Source organism: Shimia aestuarii (assembly GCF_022814865.1).
Taxonomy (GTDB): Bacteria; Pseudomonadota; Alphaproteobacteria; order Rhodobacterales; family Rhodobacteraceae; genus Shimia; species Shimia aestuarii_A.
Genome location: NZ_JAKVRD010000012.1, coordinates 72,746 through 99,639, shown reverse-complemented (window position 1 = coordinate 99,639; position 26,894 = coordinate 72,746). Strand labels below are relative to the sequence as shown.

Below are 26,894 nucleotides of genomic sequence, written 5' to 3'. Positions count from 1 at the left end.
GCCCCACCCCTTGGAATACGGCCACCGCCCCCTCCCCAAAGAGCTCGAAAACGCCCTTCCCAGCGCGGTCACAATCGAGGATTTATTCAGCGGTCGCGGATATGCTCGGTTCTGTGAAAGCGGCGTGGTCAGAGACTATATCAGAGACTATTCCGCCTTAATTGGCACTTTATGCGCCTTGCTCGCCAACGCGTTTTCGCCTCGCGACGGCATCTCCCTCGCAGGTGGCGTCGCCCGCTCCGTCCTGACTGCGGCCCCCGCCGCTTTCGCCGAAAGCTATCACGCGCATTTCGCACCGCAGGACCCTATCCCGCCAGTCTCTCTGATCCTGTCAGACGACGCAGCGCTCCTCGGCTGCCACGCGGCCCTTAGCCAAACACAGCGCGTCGCACGAGGTTGAGCGCCGCCAACAAAAGCACCACGAGGGTTGCCCGCCGAAAGCTCTCCTGATCGATGCGGTCATGGATACGCCCACCGATCCACATCCCCATCACGGCGGGCGGCACAAGGCTCAGCGAGAACAGGAACGTCGCCCAATTCAACACCCCCGAGGCGATATGCGCGAAGAAAAGCGCCACGGCCCCAAGCCCATAAATCACGCCCTGCACGCGGATTTGCTCGGTTTTCTCCGTATTGAGCGCCGTCAAGTAGAGCACCGTCGGCGGCCCCCAAACCCCCGAGATTCCGCCAATCACCCCGGCAAACCCGCCGATCAGCACCTCGAGCCGCGCTGAGGCCGCCTCGAGATGCAGGCGCAGGCCAAACAATTGCACCAGCACGAACACCGCCACAGGCGCCCCGATCAGAAGCAGCATGATATCCCCTGGCAAGGCCCGCACGAATTGTGCCGAGACCAGGAGCATGACAAACCCCGCCCCAAGGAACACACGGAATTTGCGCACTGACGCAATCGCCGCACTGCTGCCCTGTCTCAAGGATTGCATCCCGTTGGTGACAAGCGTCGGAACGATCAGCCCCGCAAGCGCAAGCTCTGGCGCCATGATCGAGCTAAGGCCGGAGATCAGGATCATCGGCATGGCAAAACCCACCATGCCCTTGACCACCCCGGCGCCAAGGGCGATGGCATAGGCAAGCCCAATGAGCGCGAAAGACATGTCGGAGAAGATTGTTTCCATCCCCAAGCTATATGTCCGTTAGCGCCGCAGCGCAAAAAATCAACGCGCAACAAACGAACAAATACCTGCAAAGCTTGGCATTAATGTTGCGCTGCATGTGCGAAAGAGCTATGTCACACTGCAGCAAGATGAAGGACATGATTCATGGCCCATGACGGACAGGACCTGACGATGACAAACTCCGCTCTTCTCCCCGACCTGACGGCACTCACCGCCGCCTCGGTCGCCCCGGCAGAGAAAATTCTGGAAACCGCAACCGACGCCCTGCGCGCGCTCGTGACCGAAGATGGCCGCGTCTCCGCTGGCCTGATCGAAGCCAACCAGGCGGCTGCACACGGCCTGTCGTGGCTCGCAACCTACGTTGAGGCGCTGCGCCAGATGCAGAAATGGTCCGAGCGCCTCGCCGAAGACGGCAAGTTCGGCAAGATGGAACAACTGATCCTCCAGATCGGCTTTGGCGAGTACCTGAACCACATTTCCGGCGGCATCCCGATGAGCCAGAACGAAATGTTCCGCCTGACCGACCTTGGGCTTGGCCTCGATGCGCTCGCCCCGCTACAAACCGACGCGATACAGACCCTGATGACCAAGGGCAACACGCAGGCCGCGCGCATGGAGCTCGTCGCCCTGATGCAGGACAACGCAGGCCATGCCACCTTTGGCGCCACCGGCCTCGACGAAGACCTCGAGATGATCCGCGAGCAATTCCGCCGCTACGCCGACGATCGCGTCGTCCCGAACGCCCATGAGTGGCACCTCAAGGATGAGTTGATCCCGATGGAGATCATCGAGGAACTCGGCGAGATGGGCGTCTTCGGCCTGACCATCCCCGAAGAATATGGTGGGCTTGGCCTTTCCAAAGCGTCGATGGTGGTCGTCTCCGAAGAACTCTCACGTGGCTATATCGGCGTCGGGTCCCTCGGCACGCGCTCTGAAATCGCCGCAGAGCTTGTCGAAGCAGGCGGCACGGAAGAGCAAAAACAATACTGGCTGCCGAAATTCGCGTCTGCCGAAATCCTGCCGACCGCCGTCTTTACCGAACCGAATACCGGCTCCGACCTTGGGTCTCTGCGCACCCGCGCTGTGAAGACCGAGGATGGCAACTGGGAAGTGACGGGCAACAAAACCTGGATCACCCACGCGGCCCGCACCCATGTGATGACGCTTCTGGCCCGCACCGACCCGAACACAACCGACCACCGCGGCCTGTCGATGTTCCTCGCCGAAAAGACACCGGGCACGGACGAGAACCCGTTCCCGACCGAAGGCATGACCGGCGGCGAGATCGAAGTCCTCGGCTATCGCGGCATGAAGGAATACGAGCTTGGCTTTGACGGCTTCAAGGTCAAGGGCGAGAACCTCCTCGGCGGAGAAGAAGGTCAGGGCTTCAAACAGCTTATGAAAACCTTTGAAGCGGCCCGTATCCAAACCGCCGCCCGCGCCATCGGTGTGGCCCAGAACGCGCTTGAGGTTGGCATGCAATATGCCGAAGACCGCAAGCAGTTCGGCAAATCCCTCGTCAACTTCCCGCGCGTCGCAGGCAAGCTCGCGATGATGGCCGTAGAGATCATGATCGCGCGTCAGCTCACCTACTTCTCCGCATGGGAGAAAGACCACGGCCACCGCTGTGACCTCGAGGCCGGGATGGCGAAATTGCTCGGTGCCCGCATCGCATGGGCCAGCGCCGACAACGCGCTGCAGATCCATGGCGGCAACGGCTTTGCCCTCGAGTATCAGATCAGCCGCATCCTCTGTGATGCGCGAATCCTCAACATTTTCGAAGGCGCCGCAGAGATTCAGGCACAGGTTATCGCCCGCCGCCTGCTCGGTTAAACCGCTCGAAATCGCTAAGAACAAGGAGACCCCGGCCGTTGTGCCGGGGTTTTCTTGTGATTCCGCCACAGTTTTTCTGCAACTGCACAATGCGGCAATGCTGCACTTGCACAATGGGCCGAATCTCCCTTACCCCTAAGGCATGGCATCGACACGTCTCTCTCCCGATAGCTGGATCAACGCTGGCTTTCATGCGCTCGTCGCGCAAGGGTCTTCCGCTCTCAAGGCCGAAGCCCTCGCTCGGGGTTTGAAGACGACCAAAGGCTCCTTCTACTGGCACTTCAAGGATGTGCCTGCCTTCCATGAAGCCATGCTACGGCACTGGGAAGATACGAGCCTGCACGCGCTCGATGTGGCATTGCATAGCGAAGGCACTCCGGTGCAACGCCTGCGCCACTTCGCCCAAGCCGACCCCCGCGCCGCGAATGGCCTCGCCACGCACGGCACCGCACTTGAGCCTGCAATCCGTGCCTGGGCGCATGAGAACGCGACAGCGGCAGAGGCCGTCGCCCGCGTCGATGCGCGCCGGATGGAGGCGCTCGACCATCTCCTAGCAGAGATCGACCTCTCCAACCCTGAGCTGTCCCGTATCCTCTACGGCGCCCGCCTCGGCATGGCCGAGATGTCGGGCCGTGATGGTGTCGACAATGAAAACGCGCTCGGCACGCTGGTGGACTTGATCCTCGCACTTTATGGTTGAGCCATGTTGCGCTTTGCCCTTGCCTTACTTTTCGCCCTGCCTCTCTCAGCCTGTTTTCAGGATGAAACCGTGACCGGCTATGGCGGGGATCGTCTCTGGGACTTGACCGAAATTGATGGCGCCCCCTTCACGCACCGCGCCACCCTGCGCTTTGAAGAGGGTGGCAACGTCTCCGGACAGGCCCCCTGTAACCGCTTCTTCATGCGCCAAACAGCGCCCTATCCGTGGCTTGAGTTTAGCCCGATCGCCGGGACAAAGATGGCTTGCCCGGACTACAAGGCCGAAGCCGCCTACCTCGACTCCCTGCGCGAGATGACCCTTGTCGAGATCAGCGGTGATGTGATGATCCTAAGCAATGAGGCCGGGCGCAAGATGGTGTTTAGCGCGGCAGAAGCCGACGGCTGAAGGCGTCCACCAACCGTCCACGCACCTCTGGCAACGGCTTGTGCCCGAGCTCCGGCGCAAGCTTTTGTTCGAGGAAATACCCTGTCGTCTGAAGCGCAATGAGGATTTCTTCGTCCTCGGCATCGCCCTGCCCAAGAAGGCACGGCGGCAAGGGCAACATCCGATCCGCCCATTCCCCTGCCCCTTGCGCCGACACGGCGCGCCCGCTCTTGGGCGAGACATAGCATAGGCCCTCCGTCGCCCCCGTCACCGCGCAGACACTCAGGTCAAGGCCGAACCCCAACTCCTCAAGAAGTGCCTGTTCCCAGCGCAAGTAGGCCAACGGCCAGACTTCGCCATGACCAAGCAAATCGAGAAGCTGTTCGCTACGTTTGTAAAGCTTCGGGTGCGGTTCGCGTTCAGGCAAGCAAAAGGACAATAGCCCGGTCACCGCGTTCAGCCCGGCCAATGACATACGGTCCGACAAGACAGCAGCCCGGCTGCGCACCGGCTCAACAGTGAATGACCCAATATGCGCCTCAAGCCGTGCTCGCCACGCCACATCGACCTGTCCGCCCGGTTGAAGAATCGGTGTCATCTTGCGGCTCGTTCCGCCCCGCACCACGCCCGCGTGACGCCCATGATCCGGCGTGAACACATCAAGGATCACCGAGGTCTCGCCGTGTTTGCGACAGCTCAGAACGATCCCCTCGTCTCGCCAATCCATCAGGCTTCCAACCCCGGCTCGTCGAGCATGTGACGCCCCTGCCGATCCTCAACCTCAACGACCCAGACATCCGGGTCGAATTCCCGCTGCCGGCCAAGCGCGGCATCGACCGACGCCTCGTCCCCGTCGGCAAGGACAACCCACTTGCGGTCCCCGGACATAAGATCGAAAGAGCGCTGATAGGCAACGGCCTGCCCGTCAAGCGTTGCGAGTTTCACAAGAACCGCGCCCGCCGTATCATCCCCATGCGCCACAACATAGGCCGGTATCCCGGCAAACTCGAGCCGCGCCATATAGGCCTGAACCCAGAACTTCGCGGCGAGCCGGCTCATGCATTCCCGTCGCGGAAATCGAGCCCCATCTCGGAGTAGCGCTCTTTTTCCTCAAGCCAGTTCGGACGCACCTTCACCTGAAGGAACAAGTGGACCTTGCGCCCAAGAAATTCCTCAAGTTCTTCCCGCGCCGCCTTGGACACGGCCTTGATCGTCTCGCCCTTGTTGCCAAGCACGATGCCCTTATGCCCGTCGCGCGCCACATAGATCAGCTGATCAATCCGCGCCGAACCGTCCTTGCGCTCTTCCCAGTTCTCGGTTTCCACGGTGAGCTGATACGGCAATTCCTGATGCAAGCGCAGCGTCAGCTTCTCGCGCGTCATCTCGGCGGCGATCATCCGCATCGGCAGGTCCGCAATCTGATCCTCCGGGTAGAGCCACGGCCCTTCGGGAAGTTCCTCTGCAAGCCATTCCTTCAAGTGCTGCGCCCCATGCCCCTTCTCGGCGGAGATCATGAACGTTTCGGCAAAGGCGAAACGCTCATTAAGGTCTTTCGCCAATCCGAGAAGCACCTCGGACTTCACCTTGTCGATCTTGTTGATGGCAAGCGCGACCTTGCGGCCCTTGGGCAATTCGGCAAGCCCCTCGAGGATCGTCTCGACGCCTTCTGTCACACCGCGATGCGCCTCGATGAGCAGGACAATGATATCCGCATCCGCCGCCCCACCCCAGGCTGCCGCGACCATCGCGCGATCAAGACGCCGGCGTGGGCGGAAAAGACCGGGCGTGTCGACAAAAACAAGCTGGCTCTCTCCCTCGAGCGCCACGCCACGAATGCGGGCGCGGGTCGTCTGAACCTTATGGGTCACGATAGACACTTTCGCCCCCACCATGCGATTGGTCAGGGTCGATTTGCCTGCATTGGGCTCGCCGATTAGGGCAACGAATCCGGCACGTGTGGTCATGTGAGGCCTTCCAGGATGACGTGAAGACGTGTTCCTAGACGATAGCCGCGGCAGGCGCCATAGGAAAGCGCCTTAGCCCTGCTCGAGCCGCTCCAGAAGCGCCTTTGCCGCCGCCTGCTCTGCCTTGCGCTTGGAGGTATCGCTCGCTTCGGCGCTTTCGCCGCTATCAAGGCGCACAACGATGTTGAAGACCGGTGCATGATCTGGTCCCGACCGATTCAACATCTCATAGGTTGGTGGCTTCATGCCTCGCCCCTGCGCCCATTCCTGAAGGCTGGTCTTGGGGTCGCGGGCATCGGCCTCGACCTGATGCACCCGCGCGCCCCAAAGCCGGATCACCATGGCCTTGGCCGTCTCGAACCCCGCATCAAGGTAGACGGCCGCGATCAGCGCCTCCATGGCATCGCCAAGAAGGGCCTGTTTTCTTCGCCCACCCGAGAGCATTTCGGACCGGCCAAGTTTCAGCGCATCGCCAAGCGCGATTTCCCGCGCCACATCGGCGCAGGCTTCTTTACGCACCAAAGCGTTGAACCGCGGGGCAAGTTGGCCTTCCGTAGCCTTGCGATCCTGCGCCAAAAGCGCCTCGGCCATAACAAGCCCAAGAACCCGGTCCCCAAGGAACTCGAGCCGCTGATTGTCGTCGCGTGTCGGTGACGACATCGAGGAATGCGTCACTGCGCGCACAAGAAGCTCCGGGCGGGAAAACTCGTGCCCGATCCGCGCCTCGAGCGCCTTCAGCTCCGCCGCAAGTTTCACTGGATCGCCTTAAAGAACCGATCGCCGCGCCATGTCCAGAAGAAGAACATGGACCGGCCCGCCGAGGAGAACATGACGCGATCCGCGCGCCCAATCAGGTTCTCGTAGGGCACGAACCCAACCCCACGCGCCACTTGCGGCACCCGGCTATCGGTCGAGTTGTCACGGTTATCGCCCATAAAGAAGTAGTGCTTCTCAGGCACGGTATAGATACCGGTGTTGTCCGAAGATTGGTTGGTGATGTTGAGGATCGCGTGTTTGACACCGCCCGGAAGCGTCTCGATCTGACGTTCCTTGAGACATTGGCCGCCATCGCCCACCGGCCCGTTGGCACAACGCGGGCGCAAGCCTTGCGGCCCCTGTGGCCCGGCCGTCTCTTCAAAGATGCCGCCATCCTCAAGCTCGACCGGCTTGCCATTGATCTGCAGCACGCCCGCGATGACCTGAACCTTATCCCCCGGCAAGCCTACAAGGCGCTTGATATAGTCGAAGCCGGTCGCCGGATGGCGGAACACCACGACATCACCACGCTCGGGTTCGGAGCCGAGGAACCGCTTGTTGTCCCCGTCGAAGACACCACAAAGGGTCTTGGCGTCGATATTGACCCCGAACTGCGGCAGGCGCACGGACGGGCAGGACGCATAGGAATAGCCATAGGCGAACTTGTTGACGAAGAGGAAATCCCCGATCAACAAAGTGTCCTTCATCGACCCCGAGGGAATCCAGAACGGCTGAAAGAAGAGAGTCCGGAACACACCTGCGATCAGGAGCGCGTAAACGACTGTTTTGACGGTCTCGATGAACGCGTTCTGCTTCTTGGCTTCGCCTGCCATATGCCTGCCTCTCGGGGTGCTGAATGATGCGGTTTACATGCGGCTCAGGCGCTCAGGTGTCAACCCAACTGCGCGAGAGGCCGCGCCTCGATGACGACAAAGGCCTGTGCCCAAGGGTGGTCGTCGGTGAGCGTGACGTGAATGATCGCCTCATGCCCGTCCGGTGTCATGTCGCGCAGACGCTCTGCTGCCCACCCCGTGACCTCCATCACGGGCTGTCCCGTGCGCAGGTTTGAGACCGCCATATCTTTCCAGCTGATCCCCATGCGAAGTCCGGTGCCAAGCGCCTTAGAACAGGCCTCTTTCGCGGCCCAGCGTTTCGCATAGGTGCCAACGCTGTCTCGTCGCCGCTCTGCCTTGGCCTGTTCGACCTCGGTAAAGACGCGGTTGCGGAACCGATCCCCGAATCGATCGAGCGTGTCGGATATCCGGTCGATATTGGCGAGGTCCGTGCCGATTCCGAGGATCATCTCAGGCCCGCGCTTCGTCCATGAGGCGGCGCATTTCCTTCAGCACCGGCTCCAACCCGACAAAGATCGACTCGGCAATCAGGAAATGCCCGATATTGAGTTCGACAACCTCCGGGAAGGCCGCGATCGGCTTCACCGTGTCATAAGTCAGCCCATGCCCGGCATGGACCTCAAGGCCAAGCGAATGCGCATAGCTCGACATCTCGCGCAGCCGCTCCAACTCGGCGTCGCGCTCTTTGAGACGCCCTTCGTAATGCAGGTCGCAATAGGCCCCGGTATGCAGTTCCACAACCTGCGCCCCAATCCGCGCTGCCGACTCGATCTGCGGCTTGTCCGCGGCGACGAACAATGACACGCGGCACCCCGCCTCGCGCAAAGGCGCGATGAAATCACCGATCCGATTTTCTTCGCGCGCGACCTCGAGACCGCCTTCCGTCGTCCGTTCCTCGCGTTTCTCCGGCACGATGCACACCGCATGCGGCACATGGCGCAGCGCGATCTGCTGCATCTCCTCGGTCGCCGCCATCTCAAAGTTGAGCGGCACCGTTAGGTTTTCCATCAAGGCATCAATATCTGCATCGAGGATATGGCGACGATCTTCGCGCAAGTGCGCGGTGATGCCGTCCGCACCCGCTGCCTCGGCCATCTTGGCCGCCCGAACCGGGTCCGGATAGGCACTGCCGCGCGCATTGCGCACCGTGGCCACGTGATCGATATTCACCCCTAGTCGCAGCATCTCGCAGCTCCCCTGTTTCCTGTTGCTGGAAATCTAGTGCGACGGCTCTCCGGGCGAAACCCGTTTCTCAACCTCGACCGTTTTCTTCTTCGGCCCGCAAGGCAGCCTGTTGCCGCGCCCGTTCGCGCAGCGCTGCCATTTTCTTTTGAATCTTGGCCGTGCGCCGTTTCTGATAGGCGCGGATGACCGGCACACTGATGTAGTAGGCTACGGTTCCGGCAATGATGCCGGGAAGGATTCCACCAACGAGATAGGGAAAGAACACTTCGTTCCAGAAAAGCCGCAAGGCCGTCCAATCCGCATCGCGATCCGTAAAAAGCGCACCAACATTGCGCCAAAGGTCGAGCCCCGCATGCGCGAATTTCCCAACGAGCGAGCGATGCGCGCCTTCGTCGAACTGCGTCCCAAGAAGGAAGTGCCCCGTCTTGAGAGAGATGACACCAATTGGCAGATAGGTCAGCGGATTGCCAAAAAACGTCCCAAGCAGCGCCGCAAGAAGATTTCCGTTAATCAGGCGTGACACCAAGGCGGCGACGACAAAGTGCATCCCGTAGAACGGCGTGAATGTCGTAAAGACCCCTGCCCAAATGCCCCGTGCGATGAATTCGGGCGTACCCGGCAGCCGGCGCAGGCGATGACGCACATAGTAGAACGCGCGGGTCCAGCCCCCTTTGGGCCAGAAGAAGTCGAACACGATCTGGTAGATCGGTCGCTTGTCCCTTCGCTTGAAGACCACCTTTGTGTGTCCCTTGCTACTTTGATCCCGCCGACACCTTTGCAAGGCTGGGGTCTCTGTATCGTTCTATCTCTGCCACATCACTCTCGGCCGCAAGGGCCATCATGAGCGAATGCAGGTGCTCTGCATCTCTTAGATCAACATGCACCAAAAGACGGTAAAAATCGGGCTTCCTGTCGACGAATTCGAGGTCCGAGATATTCGCCTTGTTCTCGCCGATCAGCGTGCAGATCCGCCCAAGGACACCCGCATCGTTGCCAATCGTGATGTTGAGCATCACCGTATAGACAGCCTTGTGCTTGCCCGAGCTCCAATGCAGGTCGATCCAACGATCTGGCTGTTCCTCGTAATTACTGAGAGACTCGCAATCAATCGCGTGCACCACAACGCCTTGGCCACGATAGGTGATGCCGACGATCCGCTCGCCCGGCAGCGGCTGACAGCAGGGCGCGCGGTGGAAACTCTGGCCTTCTGAGAGGCCGATCACAGCGCGATCGCTCGCCACCTCGTCGCCCTCTTCCGGCACGAGGTCGGGATAAACCGCCTGCACGACCTCATACGCCGTAAGCTCTGCGCTCCCCATCCGTGCCAAAAGCTCGTCACGATCCTCAAGGCGCAAAGTCTGCGCCGCCATGTCGAGCGCCTTGTCCGTCGCCTTCTTGCCAACATGTTCGAACGCCGCCCGAGCAAGTTCGCGCCCAAGCTTGATGAACCGTTCCTTGTCGACCTCGCGCAACGCGCGCCGGATCGCGGAACGCGCCTTGCCCGTAGTCGCAATGTCGAGCCATGTCGCCTGTGGCGCCTGGCCTTCTGCGGTGATGATCTCGACCGACTGGCCGTTCTTGATACGGGTCCAAAGCGGCACGCGCATGTGGTCGATCTTTGCCCCGACACAGGCATGGCCGATCCGCGTATGGATTGCATAGGCAAAATCGAGCGGCGTCGCCCCACGCGGAAGTTTGACGACTTCGCCCTTGGGCGTGAAACAGAAAACCTTGTCCGAATACATCTCGAGCTTCACCGCCTCGAGGAATTCGTCGTGATCATCCTCAGCACTGAACTGCTCGGCCAGCGTGTTGATCCACTTTCCCGGATCAACGGCAAACGGGTTCTCCCCGCGCACGCCGTCCTTATAGGACCAGTGCGCCGCAACCCCGGACTCGGCCACGTCATGCATCTGCTGCGTGCGGATCTGCACCTCGACACGGCGACCATTGCGCCCCGAGACCGTTGTATGGATCGACCGGTAGCCGTTGGATTTTGGCTGGCTGATGTAATCCTTGAACCGGCCCGGCACCGCGCGCCAGCGCAGATGGATCGCCCCAAGCGCCCGGTAGCAATCCACCTCGTTCTTGGTGATGATCCGGAAGCCGTAGATATCCGAAAGCCGCGAGAACCCCTGATCCTTCGCCTGCATCTTGCGCCAGATCGAATAGGGCTTCTTGGCGCGGCCAAACACCTCCGCCTCGATCCCAAGCTCCGCGAACTCCAACCGCATGTCATTGGTGATCCGCTGGATTACATCCCCGGTTTCTTTCTGCAGCGTGATAAAGCGGCGCATGATCGACGCACGCCCCTCGGGGTTGAGCACCTTGAACGCGAGGTCTTCAAGCTCTTCGCGCATCCATTGCATCCCCATGCGCCCTGCAAGGGGGGCAAAGATATCCATGGTCTCGCGGGCCTTCTGCACCTGCTTCTCCGGGCGCATCGCCTTGATCGTCCGCATGTTGTGCAAACGGTCGGCGAGCTTCACAAGGATCACGCGCAGGTCTTTCGACATCGCCATGAAGAGCTTGCGGAAGTTCTCGGCCTGTTTGGTCTCGCTTGAGGAAAGCTGCAGGTTGGTCAGCTTTGTGACCCCATCCACGAGCATCGCAACCTCATCCCCGAACCGCGTCGCGACTTCGGAATACGAGGCCTTGGTGTCCTCGATCGTGTCATGCAAAAGCGCCGTGATGATCGTCGCATCGTCAAGATGCTGCTCGGTCAGGATACAGGCGACTTCGATGGGATGGGAAAAATAGGGCTCTCCGGAATGCCGGGTCTGCCCTTCATGCATCTCGCGGCCAAAATCATAGGCCTCGCGGATGAGCTTTTCATTGGTCTTCGGGTTGTAGGTGAGAATGCGTTCAACGAGCTCATCAACCGGGAAAAGCTCGAATCTGTCTTCCATTCTCTCCTACCGACGCCTCTCGCGCTTAGCCTTGGCCTTGCGCTTCCATGAGGGCGCGAAGGAGTTTTTCTTCTGACATGTCGTCTTCGGCAGGCGCATCGCTTTCGGCACCCATGAGAAGCGCCATGCGATCCTCTTCCGGCTCGTCGACCTCGATCTGGGTCTGGTAGCTCTCGATGAGGCGCTCACGCAGTTCATCCGCAGTCTGGGTCTCTTCCGCGATCTCACGCAGACTCACGACAGGGTTTTTGTCGTTGTCCCGGTCCACGGTGATCTCCGCACCAGAAGACACTTCGCGCGCACGGTGTGCGGCAAGCATCACAAGTTCGAAGCGGTTCGGAACCTTGTCGACGCAATCTTCAACGGTCACGCGGGCCATGTGGGACTCCATTCAGTCTGGGACGGGTCAGAAACCGAGTATCTAAGAGGGATGGGCGACGAAGACAACCCCACAATCGCCTGATTTCAAAGGGGCCGAACCTCTTTTCGGGCGCTTTCGGGCAATGCAGCAAGCATTTCGGCAACGCTTTGCCCAAAAACCGGGTGAATCCAGTCCGGCGCCACATCATGCACGGGCACAAGGACAAAGGCCCGCTCGTGCATCCTAGGATGTGGAAGAATCAGTTGCTCCGGGGTGGCTTTCATCTGGGTGTCGAGATCAAGATCACGCCATGCGGCGTATGTATCCTGATCCGGCAAGACCTGCGCCCCGCCTGCGATCAGGTCGATGTCGAGTGTCCGCATACCCCAACGCTGCTGCCGGGCACGCCCGAACGCCGCTTCGATCTCGTGCAACCGGTCAAGTAGCGCGCCCGCGTCAAGCGGGCTTTCCACAAGCGCCGCCGCGTTGATGTAGTCCGGCCCTGCACCCGGCGGAAAACAGGGCGTCTCGTAGAGGCGGCTCGAATCAACCAGCCGCATCCCCTCGCCATCCAGCATTTTTAGCGCCGCACGGAGCGTTTCTTCGGGCGAACCCTCCTCCGAAGGCAAGTTTCCGCCGAGTGCAAGTATCCAAAGATACATCTTATCCATTGTTTTTCCTGTTTCAGGGGTCAAACCGGGGTGTTCTTTAGCTTGCAGCCCCCTTTAAAACCACTACCCTTATGCGATGTCGGCGCGCGCTTCCTGAACACTCACTGGATTTTTTCGTGTGCGCCGCGACATTAGAAAGGGACTTTTTATGTTTTACAAAGACGAACGGCTCGCGCTGTTCATCGATGGCTCAAATCTATACGCCGCAGCAAAAGCACTCGGATTTGACATCGACTACAAACTCCTGCGGCAGGAGTTTATGCGACGTGGCAAGTTGCTGCGCGCGTTCTACTACACGGCGCTTCTGGAGAATGATGAATATTCACCGATCCGCCCGCTGGTAGACTGGCTTCACTATAACGGCTTCACCATGGTGACCAAACCGGCCAAGGAGTACACAGACTCCCAAGGACGCCGGAAGGTCAAGGGGAACATGGATATCGAGCTTGCTGTGGACGCCATGGAGCTCGCGCCGCATGTGGACCATATCGTGCTGTTTTCCGGAGATGGGGATTTCCGGCCGCTGATCGAAAGCCTTCAACGGCAAGGCGTGCGCGTGTCTGTGGTCTCCACGATCCGTAGCCAACCGCCGATGATCTCGGATGAGCTGCGCCGTCAGGCCGACAATTTCATCGAGCTTGATGGACTTCGTGAAGTGATCGGCCGACCGCCGCGCGAAACGGCCCCGGCCGAACGCGAACCGGCATATAGCGCCGACTAATGAAACCGGGGCCGCGCGCCCCGGTTTTTCGTTTGTCCCGCGCCTATTCGTTGCGCGCGTTGTGGGCCTCGACAATCTCCTCTGGCCAGGTGCTCTTGATATAGGCGAGCACCTCGACAATCTCCTGATCACTCAGAACCCCGTCGAACCCCGGCATATTGCTTTCGTAGTCTCCACCGACAAGCGCCTCTGGCCCGTACTTCGTCAACCTGAACAGAACCATGTCCGGATGATGCCACGTATGCCCCGAAGGATCGTGCGGCGGGGCAGGCAGGCGTCCGTCCGGCCCCGGCTGACGCCAGTTCTTTTCCCCCTCAAGCCGATCTCCATGACAGCTTGCACAGCTGTCCGCATAGACCTGTGCACCCCGCTCAACAGCAGCGCCATCGCGGTAGGGCAGAAACCCTTTGCCCTCCGCATGGGCCATCATTCCAGCCCCTCCAGATAGCCCCATAAGAGCCCCAGCCAGCACACAACAGGCCTTCCACATCGTCGGTATCCTCCACTATTTGCGCTCAAGCCATAGAACCTTCCCATAACTGGAAGGCCAATCACGAGTTCGCGACCGGCGCAGGCTGGACGTTGGAGGGTCAAACCCTTACCTCTGTGCCAAGGACGAAAGGACGCGCGCATGACCAAACCCGCCCTGACACTTTACCTCGCCGCTCCGCGCGGCTTCTGCGCGGGTGTCGACCGCGCAATCAAGATCGTCGAGATGGCGCTCGAGAAATGGGGGGCGCCGGTCTATGTCCGACACGAGATCGTGCACAACAAGTTCGTCGTCGATAGCCTGCGCGAGAAAGGCGCGGTCTTTGTCGAGGAACTGTCCGACTGCCCCGATGACCGCCCGGTGATCTTTTCCGCCCACGGCGTGCCCAAGCTCGTCCCCGCCGAGGCCGAGCGGCGCAACATGGTCTACGTCGATGCCACCTGTCCGCTTGTCTCGAAGGTGCATATCGAAGCCGAGCGCCATTCCGAGAACGGCCTCCAGATCATCATGATCGGCCATGCCGGACACCCCGAGACCATCGGCACCATGGGCCAACTCCCGGATGGCGAAGTCCTCCTTGTCGAAACCGAGGCTGATGTCGAGACCATTGAGGTCCGTGATCCCTCGAAACTCGCTTTCGTGACCCAGACAACCCTTTCCGTCGACGACACGATCGGCATCGTCGCGGCCCTCAAGGCCCGCTTCCCCGAGATCGTCGGTCCGCACAAAGAAGACATCTGCTACGCGACCACCAACCGCCAAGAAGCGGTCAAGGAAGTCGCGCCCAAGGTCGATGCGATCCTCGTGGTCGGTGCGCCGAACTCGTCCAACTCCCGCCGCCTTGTCGAAGTGGGCGCCAAGAACGGCTGCGCCTATTCGCAACTCGTGCAGCGCGCCGAAGATATCGACTGGCGCGCGCTCGAAGGCATCCGCGCGATTGGCATCACCGCTGGCGCCTCCGCGCCCGAAGTCCTCGTCAACGAAGTGATCGACGCCTTCCGCGACCGTTTCGACGTGACCGTCGAAATCGTCGAAACCGCCGTGGAACGCGTGAACTTCAAGGTGCCGCGGGTCCTGCGCGAAACCGCCTGATATTGACCGCGCACGCCATACCGTGTCAGCTGCCCGGAACATATTTCTGATCCCGAGGCGCCCATGATCTCCGCTCAATTCCTGCTGACGGCCCTTGTCGTCGTCATCGCCCCCGGTACGGGTGTCATCTACACGCTCGCCATGGGCATCGGCCAAGGTCACCGCGCCGCGCTCTGGGCCGCACTCGGCTGCACCTTCGGGATCGTGCCGCATCTCGCGGCGGCGACACTCGGCCTCGCGGCTGTGCTCCACACGTCGGCGCTTCTGTTCAACGTGGTGAAATTCGCCGGCGTCGCTTATCTGCTCTACCTCGCGTGGTCCGCGCTGCGCTCCGGTGGTGCGCTCTCGGTCAGCGCCGAGACCCGCTCCCGCCCCGGCTTTGCCATCGCCCGCCGTGGCGCACTCATCAATATCCTGAACCCAAAGCTCTCGGTCTTCTTTCTCGCGCTTCTGCCGCCATTCCTCTCTGGCAACCCGGCCACCGCCACCCTCGAGATGACGGCGCTCGGCGCGGTGTTCATGGCCCTGACCTTTGGCGTCTTCGTCCTCTACGGCCTCTTCGCCGCCAAGGCCCGCGACCTTCTTCTCGGAAGCGCGCGGGTGATGAGCTGGCTCAACCGGGGCTTTGCCGCGATCTTCGTCGCGCTTGCGGGCCGCCTCGCCCTCGAACGCGCATGAGCGATCGCGAGACCCTCGCCGTCTACGATGCACAGGCTGCCGACTATGCCGCCCTGACCGAAAGTGAAGCGCGCGACAAACAGCTTGCCGCCTTCATCGCCGACATGCCGCAAGCGGGCCATGTGCTCGACCTTGGTTGCGGCCCTGGACACTCTGCCGCGGAAATGGCGCGGCACGGCCTGAACGTCACGGCGACGGATGCCTCTGCCGAGATGGTCTCCCTCGCTGCCGCGCATCCCGGCGTCACTGCCCATCAGGCCACGTTCGACGAGATTGCAGGCCATGCGCTCTATGATGGCATCTGGGCAAATTTCTCCCTGCTCCACGCCCCGCGCGACGCCATGCCCCGCCACCTCGCCGCCATCGCCCGAGCCCTGAAACCCGGCGGTCGGTTCCATATCGGGGTCAAGACCGGCACAGGCTCGAGGCGTGACGCGCTCGGGCGGCTCTATACCTACTATACCGAGGACGAACTGACCGCCCTCCTTGCCGATGCGGGCCTGTCAGTCTTTGCTACGAATCGCGGCACCTCCAAGGGGCTCGACGGCGCCATGGCGGGATGGATCACCCTTGCCGCCCGTGCCTGACGCGCGCACCCTCGCCGTCTACCGCCGCGCCGCCCGCGCCTACGCCAAGAACGGCACTCTTCCCGTAGATGTGGATCAGGGCGCAGACGTTGCGGCTTTCCTCTCACTTGTTCCAAAAGGCGCCCATGTGCTTGACCTCGGCTGCGGCCCCGGCCAATGGGCCGCGCGGCTTGTGGCCGAAGGCCTTGTCGTCGATGCGATCGACCCGTGCCCCGAGATGGTCGCCCTTGCCACCGCCCGGTTCGGGATCACTGCGCGCGAAGCTACGCTCGCCGACCTTCCCAAGACCGCCGCCTATGATGGGGTCTGGGCCAATTTTTCGCTGCTGCATGTCCCGCGCAGCGCCCTGCCGGATCATCTCTCACATATCCGCGCCCTGCTACGTCCCAAAGGTGCGCTCCACATCGCCATGAAGCTGGGTGCGGGCGAGTCCCGCGATGCCTTCGACCGCTTCTTCACATACTACCGCGAAGAGGACCTCGCCGCGCATCTCGAGGCAGCCGGGTTCACGATTTCACATATCCGACGCGGCAATCGCCACGACCGCTCTGGCGATCCGGATACCTTCGTTGTAATGACCGCCCATGCCTGATCTCTTTGCCTATACCGACGGAGCCTGCTCCGGAAATCCCGGCCCCGGCGGCTGGGGCGTTCTTATGCGCGCCAAAGAGGGCGACACCGTCCTCAAGGAACGCGAGCTTTCTGGCGGCGCCCCCGGCACCACCAACAACCAGATGGAACTCATGGCCGCGATCAGTGCGCTCGAGGCGCTCACCAAGCCCTCGACCATCACCATTGTGACCGACTCCACCTATGTGAAGAACGGGGTGACGGGTTGGATTCACGGCTGGAAAAAGAACGGTTGGAAAACCGCGGCCAAGAAACCGGTCAAGAACGCGGAGCTTTGGCAACGCCTCGACGCCGCGCAAGCGCGCCATGATGTGACATGGGAATGGGTCAAGGGCCACGCGGGCCACCCCGAGAACGAACGCGCCGATGAACTCGCCCGCGCCGGGATGGCGCCGTTCAAACCCTAGGTCTCAGGCAACGTCGCGCGCTGCCTCCGACGCAGGGGCATCAAGCTGGGCAAGCGCTTTGAGGAAGGTCTTGCACTGTTGCTCGCGCCGGGCCTTCCGCGCCATCCGCTGTGCCCAATCAAGCGCCGCCTCGTGGTGCCGGGCAAGCGCCTCATCCTGCGCCAGAAGACGGCGACGATAAGCTTCCGCGGCAAAGAACTTCTCGGCCAAGGACGTGTCTTCCTCGTCGTTCTTGTCGAACTTCTTCCAATAGCCCATTTCGATCGTGCCCTTGAAATGATTGGCACGTCCGCGACGCTGCTTGTTGAGGAAAGCATCGAGTGACCGCAGCGCATAGTGGTTCAACTGTGCGCCCTCATAGCCATAGTGATCGCGCAGATGAAGCGCGCCGCCCTTGTCATCCTCGAGAACCCGCGTGCCATCCGGCAGGATCCAATGGATCGGCGCATGGTTCTTGGCAAGGAACGGGCGGTGAACCCCCATGCGGTTGAACTTCGTCTTGTCATTGCGAAAGAGCGTCTTGAAGAACCGATGTTCGCCCGGCTTGCCCTCGGCTGGTTGCGCTTTGGTGAACTGCCTTGGCACGCTTTCGCCGGTGATCTTTTCGACCCCTGCATTGCCGAAAATACGCCAGGGGAAGGAAATCGCATCCGCCTCGGGATGTTCTGCGATCAAATCCTGAAACGTCCCGTCGCCGACCTTGATATCGAGGAACTCATCGACATCGACAACAAGGATCCAATCCGCCTCGCGCACCGCCGGTTCGTGTTCCGCCCACATGAGCGCGCTTTTATGCGGCCCGCGCCGCATCACCCGATTGAAACGGTGATGTACCTCGCCCATGCAATTGAGCCGCCGCAGGATGTGATCCGTCGGGTCCGACACGTCGTTGGTAAACACGACGATATCCGTTGCTCCGAGGGTTCTGTAATGCGCCACCCAGTCGAGGATATAGGCTCCCTCGTCTTTCATGGTGGACACAACGGTTACTTTCGGCGCGGATGTTCCGCGCCCCAAGCCTATGCTCGCCACTGCTACTGCCTCATATGTCACGCGGCTCATTTGAACGGCCGCTTTTTATGAGATTCAGTGTAACGCCTGTGATTCGCTGCGTAAAGCGTCGGCTCGGATTACTTGCGGAAATGGGTCGGCACGATGGCCAAAGACCCCACAGAGGCAATGATCGCATTGAGCCCCGGACTGCCGAAACTGATCTGGAACATTCGGCTCACCATGAAGAACAGGAACGCGCCACCCACACAGATGATGATCGACGGGATATAGCCATTGCGCGTGAACCCAGACCGTTCCGAGGCATAGCCGATGATCCCCGCGATCACGACCGTACCGAAAAAGGTAAAGAACATGGGCTGTCTCCCGCCTAGAGCCGCGTGCCCTTGGCAACGGCAAAACCGCGCTGGAACACATCCGCATCCTGCGCGCCCTTGCCCGCCCGTTGCAAGCGCAGAAGCTGCACGGCTCCCTCGCCGCAAGCCACGGTCAGCGCATCGTCAAGGACTTCGCCCGCCGCTCCGGCGCCCTCGACACACCGCGACGCGAGAAGCTTCACGCGCTGGCCCTCGATTTCACACCACGCACCGGGAAAGGGCGAAAGGCCACGGATCTTGCGATCCACCTCGACCGCGGGCGCGTTCCAATCGACTTGCGCTTCGGCCTTGTCGATCTTCGCGGCATAGGTAACACCGTCCTCGGGCTGCACCTCCGGTTCGAGATCATCAAGCGTCGCAAGCGCCTCGACAATCGCCGCCGCGCCCATGTCCGACAAACGGTCGTGCAACTCTGCGGTCGTCTCTTCCGCCCCGATCTCCGTCGCTTTGCGTAGCAACACAGGCCCGGTATCAAGCCCCGCTTCCATCTGCATGATACAAACGCCCGTCTCGTCATCCCCCGCCATAATCGCACGATGGATCGGTGCCGCACCGCGCCAACGCGGCAACAGGCTTGCATGGATGTTAAGGCAACCCTTCTTCGGCGCATCAAGAACCGGTTGCGGCAGGATCAACCCATAGGCCACGACAACCGCCACATCGGCGCCCAGCGCGGCAAACTCCGCCTGCGCCTCTTCCCCTTTGAGAGACACCGGGTAACGCACCTCAAGGCCAAGCGCCTCGGCCCGCGCATGAACCGGCGTCGGACGCTCTTTCTTGCCGCGTCCCGCCGGACGCGGCGGCTGGCAATAGACGGCGGCGATCTCGTGCCCCGCCTCCACAAGCGCATCCAGAACCGGCACGGAGAACTCCGGCGTGCCCATGAAAACAATCCGCATGGCCTTCCTCCTACCGCGCCTTCTGTGCCCGCTTGAGAAGCATCGCGCGCTTCGTCCGGCTCAGGTGGTCGAAATACATCTTGCCGTTCAGGTGGTCGATCTGGTGCTGCACGCTCGTCGCCCAGAGGCCGACGAAATCCTTTTCCACGGTCGCGCCATGTTCATCCATATACCGCACGGTGACGGCGCGCGGTCGCTTGATCGTCGCCCAGACACCGGGAAGGTTCGGGCTCGCCTCGTCATGTTCGCGAAGTTGCACGCTCGCATGAAGGATTTCCGGGTTGGCCATCCGCACAACCTGACCGCGCTCTTCGCTCGCATCGACGACGGCAAGCCGCTGCATCACGCCAATCTGGTTCGCGCCCATACCGACGCCCGGCATCGCTTCCATCGTATCGACAAGATCATCCCACACCGCGCGCTCTGCGTCGGTGATTTCTTCAACCGCTGCCGCCGCCGTGCGCAACCGCTTGTCAGGCCACGGGATACAGGTCCGCACCGCCACGGATCAGTCCCTCGCCCGCTCGCGTTTCATCTTCTGCGACTTGCGCGTCATCATCTGCCGCTTCATCGGGCCGAGATAATCAATGAAAAGCTTGCCGTTGAGGTGGTCGATCTCATGCTGCACACAGGTCGCCCAAAGCCCGTCAAAGTCCTTTTCCTGCGGATTGCTGTTCTCGTCGATCCAACCCACGCGCACCTCTGCCGGGCGCGTGACCTCGGCGAATTGCTCTGGGATCGAAAGACACCCCTCCTCATAGGTGTTGAGATCTTCGCTCTTGTCGAGGATTTCGGGATTGAACATCACCATCGGCTCTGGATCGCCGTCCTTGACGCAATCCATGACGATCAAACGATCCAGAACCCCCACCTGCGGTGCGGCAAGCCCGATACCGGGCGCATCATACATGGTTTCAAGCATGTCCTTGGCCAGTGCGCGCAACTCGTCCGACAAATCGGACACCGGCGCACAGACCTTCTTGAGACGCGGGTCGGGGTGAATGAGGATCGGCTTCAGCATGGCCTTCATCTAGGCCAAGCCAACAAGGGTTGCAACGCCCCTTGCGCCCGCCGGTCAATCCGCTAGCGTCACCCTGTTCAACAGCAAGGGACGCGTGAGACATGAACTTCGACGAGATCATCAACCGGTATGGAACCCACTCCGTCAAATGGGACATGATGGAGAAGCTCTATGACGTTCCTGCATCTGACGGTCTCGCTATGTGGGTCGCCGACATGGATTTCCGCCCACCGCAATGCGTCTCTGACGCGCTGCAAGCCATGGTCGATCATGGCGTCTATGGCTATTACGGCGACGATACGGCCTACCGCGAGGCGATCACCTGGTGGATGCAGACGCGCCACGGCTGGACGGTCGACCCCGCCCATATCTTTACAACTCACGGCCTCGTCAACGGCACAGCCATGTGCGTCGATACCTACACCGAACCGGGCGATGGCGTCGTCCTTTTCACCCCGGTTTACCACGCCTTCTCCCGCGTCATCAAAGCTGCCGGGCGCGAGGTCGTGGAATGTCCGCTCGTCAACAATGACGGTCGCTACGAGATGGACTTCGCCGCCTACGACACGATGATGACCGGTGCCGAGCGCATGGTCATCCTCTGCTCGCCCCACAACCCCGGCGGCCGCGTCTGGACTAAGGACGAACTTCAGGGCGTCGCCGATTTCTGCAAACGCCACGACCTGATCCTCGTCTCCGACGAAATCCACCACGATCTCGTCTATCCCGGCCACAGCCACATCGCGATGCCCCTTGTCGATCCGACGATCCTCGACCGGCTCGTGATGATGACGGCGACAACCAAGACCTTCAACATCGCCGGTTCCCACTCCGGCAACGTCATCATTCCCGACGACGCCCTGCGCGCAAAGTTCGCCGCCCGCATGGCGGGGCTCGGCCTCTCGCCGAACTCCTTCGGCCTTTTCATGGCCGAGGCCGCCTATTCTCCCGAAGGCGCAGAATGGGTCGATGCGCTGATGCTCTACCTTGATGGCAATCGCCAACTCCTCGACAGCGCGATCAACGCCATTCCGGGGATCCGATCCATGAACCTCGAAGCCACCTACCTAAGCTGGGTCGACTTCACCGACACCGGCATGGCCCCGCCCGAATTCATCGACCGGGTTCAGAAACAAGCCCGCATCGCCCCCAACCACGGCGACACTTTCGGCTCTGGCGGCGAAAATTTCCTGCGCTTCAATATCGCCACGCCCCGCGCCCTCGTCGAACAAGCCTGCGAGCGCCTGACCGAAGCCTTCTCGGACCTGCAATAACCCGCACAAGACAAGAGGCGGCCAGATTGCTCTGACCGCCTCTTCATCTCTCTACCAAATGCCCTAGCTCTGATCGGCGATGAGCGCAGTGGGCTGGTTCTCACCTTTAAAATAGTCCGCAGGCGGCTTGTCCTCGGCCACGGTCGAGCGCTTGAACTCGTAATGCATCACGTCGCCATCTTCCTCGGAGGCCACGATGAGGCATTGATAGACATGCCGCCCCCCGTCGTAGAGATCGACCAATCCGCGCAGGTGCGGCGCATCCTCGATATCAAGGGTAAACCCGTTCTCGCGATATTTCAGAACGCGAAACGACTGGCCATCGGCCTCGACCCGCATCTTGCTGCTCTTGCGCAAGCTCTTCTTGCGGGCCGCATCAAGCCCCGCCTGCACTTCCTTAGGAACCCATGTCGACATATCGCGTTCTCCATACTTGTCCGCAGGGTCACGGCCAAAGCGATTCCCGTCAACCGCCCACCTGTGCATTGACGCGCAGTTCCCCTGCGCCCTGTTGCGTTTTCACCGCACCCTTCGCGCCCTACCTCTTGGGACAACAGAAAGGAGACCATCATGGGTTTGCTCGTCGACGGTCAATGGACCGACAAATGGTATGACACAAAGGCGACGAACGGAAAGTTCGTGCGCTCTGAATCGCAATTTCGCAACTGGATCACCGCCGATGGCGCGCCCGGCCCCTCTGGCGAAGGTGGCTTCAAGGCCGAAAGTGGACGCTATCACCTCTATGTGTCCTATGCCTGCCCCTGGGCACACCGAACCCTGATCTTCCGCGCCCTGAAAGACCTGACCGATCATATCAGCATTTCAGTCGTGCATCCCGATATGCTTGGTGAGGGCTGGACATTCCAAACGGATGCGTATGGTGCAACCGGCGATACCCTCCTCGGCAAGACCTTCGCCCGAGAGATCTATACAGAGGCCGATCCCGTCTATTCCGGGCGCGTCACGGTGCCGATCCTTTGGGACAAGACGCGAAAGACCATCGTCTCAAATGAAAGCGCCGAGATCATTCGCATGCTCAATTCGGCCTTTGACGACCTGACCGGCAACCGAGAGGACTACTGGCCCAAGCCGCTTCGCGACGAGATCGAAGACGTCAACGCGCGCATCTATGACACGGTCAACAACGGCGTTTACAAATCCGGCTTTGCCACCACACAGGCCGCCTATGAAGAAGCCGTCTATCCTCTCTTTGAGACCCTCGACTGGCTCGAAGAGCGACTCTCCAAGTCGCGCTATCTCATCGGCAATCGCCTGACCGAAGCGGACTGGCGCCTTTTCACGACGCTGATCCGCTTTGATCCGGTCTATCACCTGCATTTCAAATGCAATCGTCGGCGTCTCATCGACTATCCGAACCTCTGGGCCTACACGCGAGAGCTTTTCCAACATCCGGGCGTCGCCGACACGGTCAACATGGATCACATCGTGCGCCACTATCACTATAGCCACGATACCATCAATCCGAACCGCATCCTGCCGATCAACCCCGAGATCAACTACTGGGAATCGCACGGTCGCGAAAAGATGGGCGACAAGGATCAGGGCGTCGCGGCGTAATGTTCAACCATAGCGGCGATGTCCTCGGGCGGTGTGCTTGATTGCACGAACGCACAGGCGTTGGCGCTATGGCGAAAAATGGATCCATCGGAAAAGAACGAGGTGTTGGTGACAAAGAGCACCCGCGCCTCGGGACGCCGGTATGAGGCGAAATCCGAAATCGCAAGCGCCGCGCCTTCCTCGATCACGAGATCAAGGACAATGATATCAAAGGGCCGCATCCGCAGGGCATGAATCGCCGTGGCCTCACAGGTGACGAGGTCAACCTCGGCCCCAAGCCTTTCCAAATGCCGTTGCCAGAGCCGACCCAAATCTGGATTGCTCTCTACAATCAGAACCCGCATGTCATCTCCTGCGACAGTCGGGCCAAACACAACCAATCCATAGATACCGGGCCCGCGCCTTACCAGACTCCTAACAAATGATTAATTTTGGATTAACCGAGGCGCGTGGGGGCCTGTAATTCTTGCACTCGCCCCCCATTCCCGCGACAACGCACCTGCGCCCGAACCGGATAGTTTGCACAGGTTGAAGTCCCATGAGCCACGCCTCCCTCCTCGCTCTCGCCTTGCTTCTCGATGCAGCCCTTGGCGAACCGCGCTGGCTCTGGTCTCGGGTGTCGCACCCGGCTGTGCTGCTTGGGCGCGCGATTGGATGGGCCGACGCGCGGTTCAATGAGGGATCATCGCGCAAGGCCAAAGGTGTTGCCACCATCGCAGCCCTGACACTGGCCATGCTGGTCCTCGGCAAACTCCTCGCCGCCTTCGGCTGGCTACCTGAGATTTTGCTTACGGCAATCCTTCTCGCCCAACGCTCGCTTGTCGATCACGTCCGTGCCGTGGGCGATGGTCTGCGCCTGTCTCTTGGCGAAGGCCGACGCGCCGTGTCGCGCATCGTCTCGCGCGATACCGAAGCGATGGACGCCGACGCCGTCTCCCGCTCTGCCATCGAATCCGCCGCCGAGAACCTTTCCGACGGTGTCATCGCCCCGGCCTTCTGGTTTCTTGTCGCGGGTTTGCCCGGCCTCTTCGTCTACAAGGCCATCAACACCGCCGATAGCATGATCGGCTACCGCACCCCACGCCACGAGGAATTCGGCTGGGCCGCGGCGCGCTTTGACGATCTGCTGAACTGGCTTCCCGCCCGCCTGACCGCGCTCATGATCGGCGCAACGCATAATGTCCTCTCCGATTGGCCCGCGATCCGCACCGACGCGCGCCTGCACCGCTCTCCCAATGCCGGATGGCCCGAATCCGCCATGGCCCGCGCCCTTGGCGTCGCCATCTCCGGCCCCCGCGCCTATGACGGCGAGATGCGCGACTTTCCCTTCGTCAACGCCACGGGCCGCCGCAACCTCGGCCCCGACGAGATCGACGCCGCCTGCACCGCGCTTTGGCGGACATGGGCCGCCGCCCTCGCCCTGACCGCCCTCCTTGCTCTGATCTAATCATTGTCCGCGCGGCCCTGCCCCTGCTAGGCTCGCCGCAAATCGTTCACGAGGATCTCATGCGTTTTACTCTCTTCATCGCCGCGCTCGCGCTTACCGCCCAATCCGCCCTCGCCGCGACACCCTGTGGCGGTTCCTTCTCGGGCTTTGTCCAGGATCTCAAGTCCGAAGCGGTGTCGCGCGGCTATGCACAATCCACGGTGAACAATTTCTTCGCCTCCGTCCGCCAGGACCCCCGCACCCTCAAGGCCGACCGTGCGCAGGGCGTCTTTCAAATGCCCTTCCTCGACTTCTCACAACGCCTCATTAGCCAAAACCGCATCAATGTCGGCCAATCCAAGGCCAAGACCTACGCCAACACCTTCTCCCGCATCGAGAAAACCTACGGCGTCTCGCGCGGCGTCCTCTTGGCGTTCTGGGCTTTTGAGACGGACTACGGCGCGTTTCAGGGCGACTTCAACACGCTCAATTCCCTTGTGACGCTGGCCCATGACTGCCGCCGCCCGCATCTCTTCCGCCCTCAGGTTTTCGCCGCGCTCGAGCTTTACAAACACGGCGATTTCAGCCCAACCAAAACCACAGGCGCCTGGGCGGGCGAGATCGGCATGGTCCAGATGCTCCCGCAAGACATTCTCGAGAACGGCGTCGATGGCGATGGTGATGGCCATGTCCTCCTCAAAACCTCCGCCCAAGACGCCCTCATGTCCGGCGCCAAGATGCTCTCGCATCTCGGTTGGCGCAAAGGCGAACCGTGGCTACAAGAAGTGACCGTCCCAGACTCCATGGACTGGTCCCTCTCTGGCCTCCAGACCACGATGAGCACCTCCGACTGGTCCCGCCTCGGCATCAAGCCGCGCTCGGGCAAGCTCGCCAACCTGCCTGCGTCCTTGATCCTGCCGCAGGGGCGCAAGGGGCCGGCCTTCCTCGCCTACCCGAACTTCAACGTCTATTTCGAATGGAACCAGAGCTTTGTCTACGTGACCACCGCCGCCTATTTCGCAACCCGCCTCGAAGGCGCGCCGCGCTATGACGCTGGCAATCCCGAACCGGGCCTTTCAGGCGGCCAGATGAAACAGCTTCAGCGCAAGCTACAGGCCCGCGGCCATGATGTCGGCAAGATCGACGGCATCCTTGGCGCAGGCACCCGCGCCGCCGTGCGCGCCGAACAAATGCGCCTCGGCCTGCCCGCAGACGCTTGGCCCACGGCCACGCTTCTCAACCGCCTCTGAAAAGCGGAAACAAGGCCCGGAGCCAGAAATGCACTCCGGGCCTTTGCCTTAGTGCTCAAACACCATCCGAACCGCGACCGGTGTGACACGCGTGATGCCAGAAAGACCCGCGAGATCCTTCAACGTGTCAATCCCGCCATCAAGGCCAAGATCCGCAGTCGAGAGCATGATGAAATCCGCGGTCGTGACGAGAACCCGATCCTCCGCCAGCCGCACGACAAGCATCTCTGCCTCGACATCCGCCTGCATGCCCATGAGGGAAAGGCTCCCTTCGAACCCGGTCAACATGGTCTCACCAACCGCAAGCGCGCTCACCGCGCCCATATCGACCGTTCCCATCAATTCAGCCGTGGTCGCGCCCTTGAACACATGCTCTGCCATGCGCTCGTTGCGGATGTCGATATTCGTCTCGACCGACGTGAGATCAATCATGATCGACACGTCTCCCGCCTCGGAAACGCTACCGCTGACGCCACTGAAATGATGAACCTCCCCGGTCTCGTTCCCCTTTACCGACCCGAAAGCCACGCTGGATTGCGCATCCACGGACCGCCACACCATATGCCCATCGGCCAATGCCATCCCCGCAGCCAGAATACCGGCGGCGGCAAATCCAAGAATCTGTTTCATTGAAATACTCCTCCTATCGCGCGGGCAAAATGCCCATGCGAAAATCATGCCGCTTCCCGAATCTTTGCTC

General features: G+C 61.0%; 34 protein-coding genes and 1 pseudogene. 14 read left to right on the top strand and 21 right to left on the bottom strand.

The features are described from left to right. A pseudogene (locus MK745_RS13030) lies at nt 1-400 on the top strand (hypothetical protein); the annotation flags it as partial. Here the strand turns inward: MK745_RS13030 and MK745_RS13025 are convergent. Beyond that, nucleotides 369-1,136: a sulfite exporter TauE/SafE family protein gene (locus MK745_RS13025; RefSeq protein ID WP_243613740.1), complete on the bottom strand. Its 768-nt coding sequence runs from the start codon at nt 1,134-1,136 to the stop codon at nt 369-371. The pseudogene MK745_RS13030 and the gene MK745_RS13025 overlap by 32 nt on opposite strands. A 144-nt stretch (nt 1,137-1,280) precedes the next feature. On the opposite strand from MK745_RS13025, the gene MK745_RS13020 reads away from it, so the two are divergent. The 3 genes from MK745_RS13020 to MK745_RS13010 all read left to right on the top strand — a co-directional run bounded on the left by MK745_RS13020 (nt 1,281) and on the right by MK745_RS13010 (nt 4,074). Then, the gene (locus MK745_RS13020; protein ID WP_243613735.1) at nt 1,281-2,969 is read left to right on the top strand and encodes an acyl-CoA dehydrogenase family protein; all 1,689 of its coding nucleotides are present in this window, start codon (nt 1,281-1,283) and stop codon (nt 2,967-2,969) included. Nucleotides 2,970-3,111: 142 nt separating this feature from the next. After that, the gene (locus tag MK745_RS13015) at nt 3,112-3,669 is read left to right on the top strand and encodes a TetR/AcrR family transcriptional regulator (protein ID WP_243613734.1); all 558 of its coding nucleotides are present in this window, start codon (nt 3,112-3,114) and stop codon (nt 3,667-3,669) included. A 3-nt stretch (nt 3,670-3,672) separates the two neighbouring features. After that, nucleotides 3,673-4,074 (top strand): META domain-containing protein, encoded by a 402-nt coding sequence (locus MK745_RS13010; RefSeq protein WP_243613733.1) that lies wholly within the window; start codon nt 3,673-3,675, stop codon nt 4,072-4,074. Here MK745_RS13010 and recO read toward each other — a convergent pair. The 11 genes from recO to folK all read right to left on the bottom strand — a co-directional run bounded on the left by recO (nt 4,049) and on the right by folK (nt 12,753). Beyond that, complete coding sequence (gene recO, locus MK745_RS13005) at nt 4,049-4,780, bottom strand: DNA repair protein RecO (protein ID WP_243613732.1); 732 nt, start codon at nt 4,778-4,780, stop codon at nt 4,049-4,051. The two genes, MK745_RS13010 and recO, sit on opposite strands and share 26 nt — an antisense overlap. Next, a complete protein-coding gene (locus tag MK745_RS13000) occupies nt 4,780-5,112 on the bottom strand; it encodes a DUF1491 family protein (RefSeq protein WP_243613731.1) in 333 nt (110 codons plus the stop codon). The genes recO and MK745_RS13000 overlap by 1 nt, the downstream gene beginning before the upstream one ends. After that, nucleotides 5,109-6,017: a GTPase Era gene (era, locus tag MK745_RS12995; RefSeq protein ID WP_243613730.1), complete on the bottom strand. Its 909-nt coding sequence runs from the start codon at nt 6,015-6,017 to the stop codon at nt 5,109-5,111. Before era ends, MK745_RS13000 begins: the two co-directional genes overlap by 4 nt. Before the next feature lie 72 nt (nt 6,018-6,089). Beyond that, the gene (gene rnc / locus MK745_RS12990) at nt 6,090-6,773 is read right to left on the bottom strand and encodes a ribonuclease III (protein WP_243613729.1); all 684 of its coding nucleotides are present in this window, start codon (nt 6,771-6,773) and stop codon (nt 6,090-6,092) included. Next, nucleotides 6,770-7,606, bottom strand: a complete 837-nt coding sequence (lepB, locus tag MK745_RS12985; protein ID WP_243613728.1) for a signal peptidase I — start codon at nt 7,604-7,606, stop codon at nt 6,770-6,772. The genes rnc and lepB overlap by 4 nt, the downstream gene beginning before the upstream one ends. A 59-nt stretch (nt 7,607-7,665) precedes the next feature. Continuing rightward, nucleotides 7,666-8,076, bottom strand: a complete 411-nt coding sequence (gene acpS / locus MK745_RS12980; protein WP_243613727.1) for a holo-ACP synthase — start codon at nt 8,074-8,076, stop codon at nt 7,666-7,668. 1 nt (nt 8,077) lies between these two features. After that, entirely contained in the window at nt 8,078-8,812 is a 735-nt protein-coding gene (locus MK745_RS12975) for a pyridoxine 5'-phosphate synthase (RefSeq protein ID WP_243613726.1), read from the bottom strand. A gap of 67 nt (nt 8,813-8,879) precedes the next feature. Continuing rightward, nucleotides 8,880-9,548, bottom strand: a complete 669-nt coding sequence (locus tag MK745_RS12970) for a DUF2062 domain-containing protein (protein ID WP_243613725.1) — start codon at nt 9,546-9,548, stop codon at nt 8,880-8,882. Nucleotides 9,549-9,564: 16 nt separating this feature from the next. Continuing rightward, nucleotides 9,565-11,721 carry a RelA/SpoT family protein gene (locus MK745_RS12965; RefSeq protein ID WP_243613724.1) on the bottom strand — a complete coding sequence of 719 codons (2,157 nt, stop codon included), beginning with the start codon at nt 11,719-11,721 and terminating at the stop codon, nt 9,565-9,567. A gap of 25 nt (nt 11,722-11,746) precedes the next feature. After that, nucleotides 11,747-12,100 carry a DNA-directed RNA polymerase subunit omega gene (rpoZ, locus tag MK745_RS12960; RefSeq protein ID WP_243613723.1) on the bottom strand — a complete coding sequence of 118 codons (354 nt, stop codon included), beginning with the start codon at nt 12,098-12,100 and terminating at the stop codon, nt 11,747-11,749. Between the two features lie 86 nt (nt 12,101-12,186). Beyond that, on the bottom strand, nt 12,187-12,753 hold the full coding sequence (folK, locus tag MK745_RS12955) for a 2-amino-4-hydroxy-6-hydroxymethyldihydropteridine diphosphokinase (RefSeq protein WP_243613722.1): 567 nt from the start codon (nt 12,751-12,753) through the stop codon (nt 12,187-12,189). Nucleotides 12,754-12,901: 148 nt separating this feature from the next. On the opposite strand from folK, the gene MK745_RS12950 reads away from it, so the two are divergent. Then, nucleotides 12,902-13,474, top strand: coding sequence for an NYN domain-containing protein (locus MK745_RS12950; RefSeq protein WP_243613721.1), 573 nt, complete (start codon nt 12,902-12,904; stop codon nt 13,472-13,474). 43 nt (nt 13,475-13,517) lie between these two features. Here the strand turns inward: MK745_RS12950 and MK745_RS12945 are convergent, their stop codons facing one another. Next, on the bottom strand, nt 13,518-13,904 hold the full coding sequence (locus MK745_RS12945) for a c-type cytochrome (RefSeq protein ID WP_431978975.1): 387 nt from the start codon (nt 13,902-13,904) through the stop codon (nt 13,518-13,520). Nucleotides 13,905-14,105: 201 nt separating this feature from the next. Here MK745_RS12945 and ispH point away from each other — a divergent pair, with 201 nt between their 5' ends. From ispH to rnhA, 5 genes are all read left to right on the top strand, one after another. Beyond that, complete coding sequence (ispH, locus tag MK745_RS12940; protein ID WP_243613720.1) at nt 14,106-15,056, top strand: 4-hydroxy-3-methylbut-2-enyl diphosphate reductase; 951 nt, start codon at nt 14,106-14,108, stop codon at nt 15,054-15,056. Between the two features lie 63 nt (nt 15,057-15,119). After that, nucleotides 15,120-15,734, top strand: coding sequence for a LysE family translocator (locus tag MK745_RS12935; protein WP_243613719.1), 615 nt, complete (start codon nt 15,120-15,122; stop codon nt 15,732-15,734). After that, the gene (locus MK745_RS12930; protein ID WP_243613718.1) at nt 15,731-16,321 is read left to right on the top strand and encodes a class I SAM-dependent methyltransferase; all 591 of its coding nucleotides are present in this window, start codon (nt 15,731-15,733) and stop codon (nt 16,319-16,321) included. The genes MK745_RS12935 and MK745_RS12930 overlap by 4 nt, the downstream gene beginning before the upstream one ends. Then, on the top strand, nt 16,314-16,913 hold the full coding sequence (locus MK745_RS12925) for a class I SAM-dependent methyltransferase (protein ID WP_243613738.1): 600 nt from the start codon (nt 16,314-16,316) through the stop codon (nt 16,911-16,913). Before MK745_RS12930 ends, MK745_RS12925 begins: the two co-directional genes overlap by 8 nt. Next, nucleotides 16,906-17,358, top strand: coding sequence for a ribonuclease HI (rnhA, locus tag MK745_RS12920; protein ID WP_243613717.1), 453 nt, complete (start codon nt 16,906-16,908; stop codon nt 17,356-17,358). The genes MK745_RS12925 and rnhA overlap by 8 nt, the downstream gene beginning before the upstream one ends. A 3-nt stretch (nt 17,359-17,361) precedes the next feature. On the opposite strand, the gene MK745_RS12915 is transcribed toward rnhA, so the two are convergent. From MK745_RS12915 to def (MK745_RS12895), 5 genes are all read right to left on the bottom strand, one after another. Further along, nucleotides 17,362-18,420, bottom strand: a complete 1,059-nt coding sequence (locus MK745_RS12915; RefSeq protein ID WP_243613716.1) for a glycosyltransferase family 2 protein — start codon at nt 18,418-18,420, stop codon at nt 17,362-17,364. A gap of 68 nt (nt 18,421-18,488) precedes the next feature. Then, nucleotides 18,489-18,725, bottom strand: coding sequence for a hypothetical protein (locus MK745_RS12910; protein ID WP_243613715.1), 237 nt, complete (start codon nt 18,723-18,725; stop codon nt 18,489-18,491). A gap of 14 nt (nt 18,726-18,739) precedes the next feature. Then, the gene (fmt, locus tag MK745_RS12905) at nt 18,740-19,645 is read right to left on the bottom strand and encodes a methionyl-tRNA formyltransferase (protein ID WP_243613714.1); all 906 of its coding nucleotides are present in this window, start codon (nt 19,643-19,645) and stop codon (nt 18,740-18,742) included. A gap of 10 nt (nt 19,646-19,655) precedes the next feature. Further along, a complete protein-coding gene (gene def, locus MK745_RS12900; RefSeq protein WP_243613713.1) occupies nt 19,656-20,150 on the bottom strand; it encodes a peptide deformylase in 495 nt (164 codons plus the stop codon). A 3-nt stretch (nt 20,151-20,153) separates the two neighbouring features. After that, on the bottom strand, nt 20,154-20,666 hold the full coding sequence (gene def, locus MK745_RS12895; RefSeq protein WP_243613712.1) for a peptide deformylase: 513 nt from the start codon (nt 20,664-20,666) through the stop codon (nt 20,154-20,156). A 101-nt stretch (nt 20,667-20,767) separates the two neighbouring features. Between def (MK745_RS12895) and MK745_RS12890 the strand changes: the two genes are divergently transcribed. Continuing rightward, the gene (locus MK745_RS12890) at nt 20,768-21,940 is read left to right on the top strand and encodes a MalY/PatB family protein (RefSeq protein WP_243613711.1); all 1,173 of its coding nucleotides are present in this window, start codon (nt 20,768-20,770) and stop codon (nt 21,938-21,940) included. Between the two features lie 63 nt (nt 21,941-22,003). On the opposite strand, the gene MK745_RS12885 is transcribed toward MK745_RS12890, so the two are convergent. Continuing rightward, nucleotides 22,004-22,357, bottom strand: coding sequence for a hypothetical protein (locus MK745_RS12885; protein WP_243613710.1), 354 nt, complete (start codon nt 22,355-22,357; stop codon nt 22,004-22,006). Between the two features lie 153 nt (nt 22,358-22,510). On the opposite strand from MK745_RS12885, the gene MK745_RS12880 reads away from it, so the two are divergent. Beyond that, nucleotides 22,511-23,518: a glutathione S-transferase family protein gene (locus MK745_RS12880; protein WP_243613709.1), complete on the top strand. Its 1,008-nt coding sequence runs from the start codon at nt 22,511-22,513 to the stop codon at nt 23,516-23,518. On the opposite strand, the gene MK745_RS12875 is transcribed toward MK745_RS12880, so the two are convergent. Beyond that, the gene (locus MK745_RS12875) at nt 23,500-23,862 is read right to left on the bottom strand and encodes a response regulator transcription factor (protein ID WP_243613708.1); all 363 of its coding nucleotides are present in this window, start codon (nt 23,860-23,862) and stop codon (nt 23,500-23,502) included. The genes MK745_RS12880 and MK745_RS12875 overlap by 19 nt on opposite strands. Before the next feature lie 194 nt (nt 23,863-24,056). Here MK745_RS12875 and cbiB point away from each other — a divergent pair, with 194 nt between their 5' ends. Both cbiB and MK745_RS12865 read left to right on the top strand, forming a co-directional pair. Next, the gene (cbiB, locus tag MK745_RS12870) at nt 24,057-24,965 is read left to right on the top strand and encodes an adenosylcobinamide-phosphate synthase CbiB (protein ID WP_243613707.1); all 909 of its coding nucleotides are present in this window, start codon (nt 24,057-24,059) and stop codon (nt 24,963-24,965) included. Nucleotides 24,966-25,024: 59 nt separating this feature from the next. Beyond that, nucleotides 25,025-26,194 (top strand): lytic murein transglycosylase, encoded by a 1,170-nt coding sequence (locus tag MK745_RS12865; protein ID WP_243613706.1) that lies wholly within the window; start codon nt 25,025-25,027, stop codon nt 26,192-26,194. Nucleotides 26,195-26,242: 48 nt separating this feature from the next. On the opposite strand, the gene MK745_RS12860 is transcribed toward MK745_RS12865, so the two are convergent. Further along, on the bottom strand, nt 26,243-26,824 hold the full coding sequence (locus MK745_RS12860) for a YceI family protein (RefSeq protein WP_243613705.1): 582 nt from the start codon (nt 26,822-26,824) through the stop codon (nt 26,243-26,245). Between the last annotated feature and the right edge of the window lie 70 nt (nt 26,825-26,894).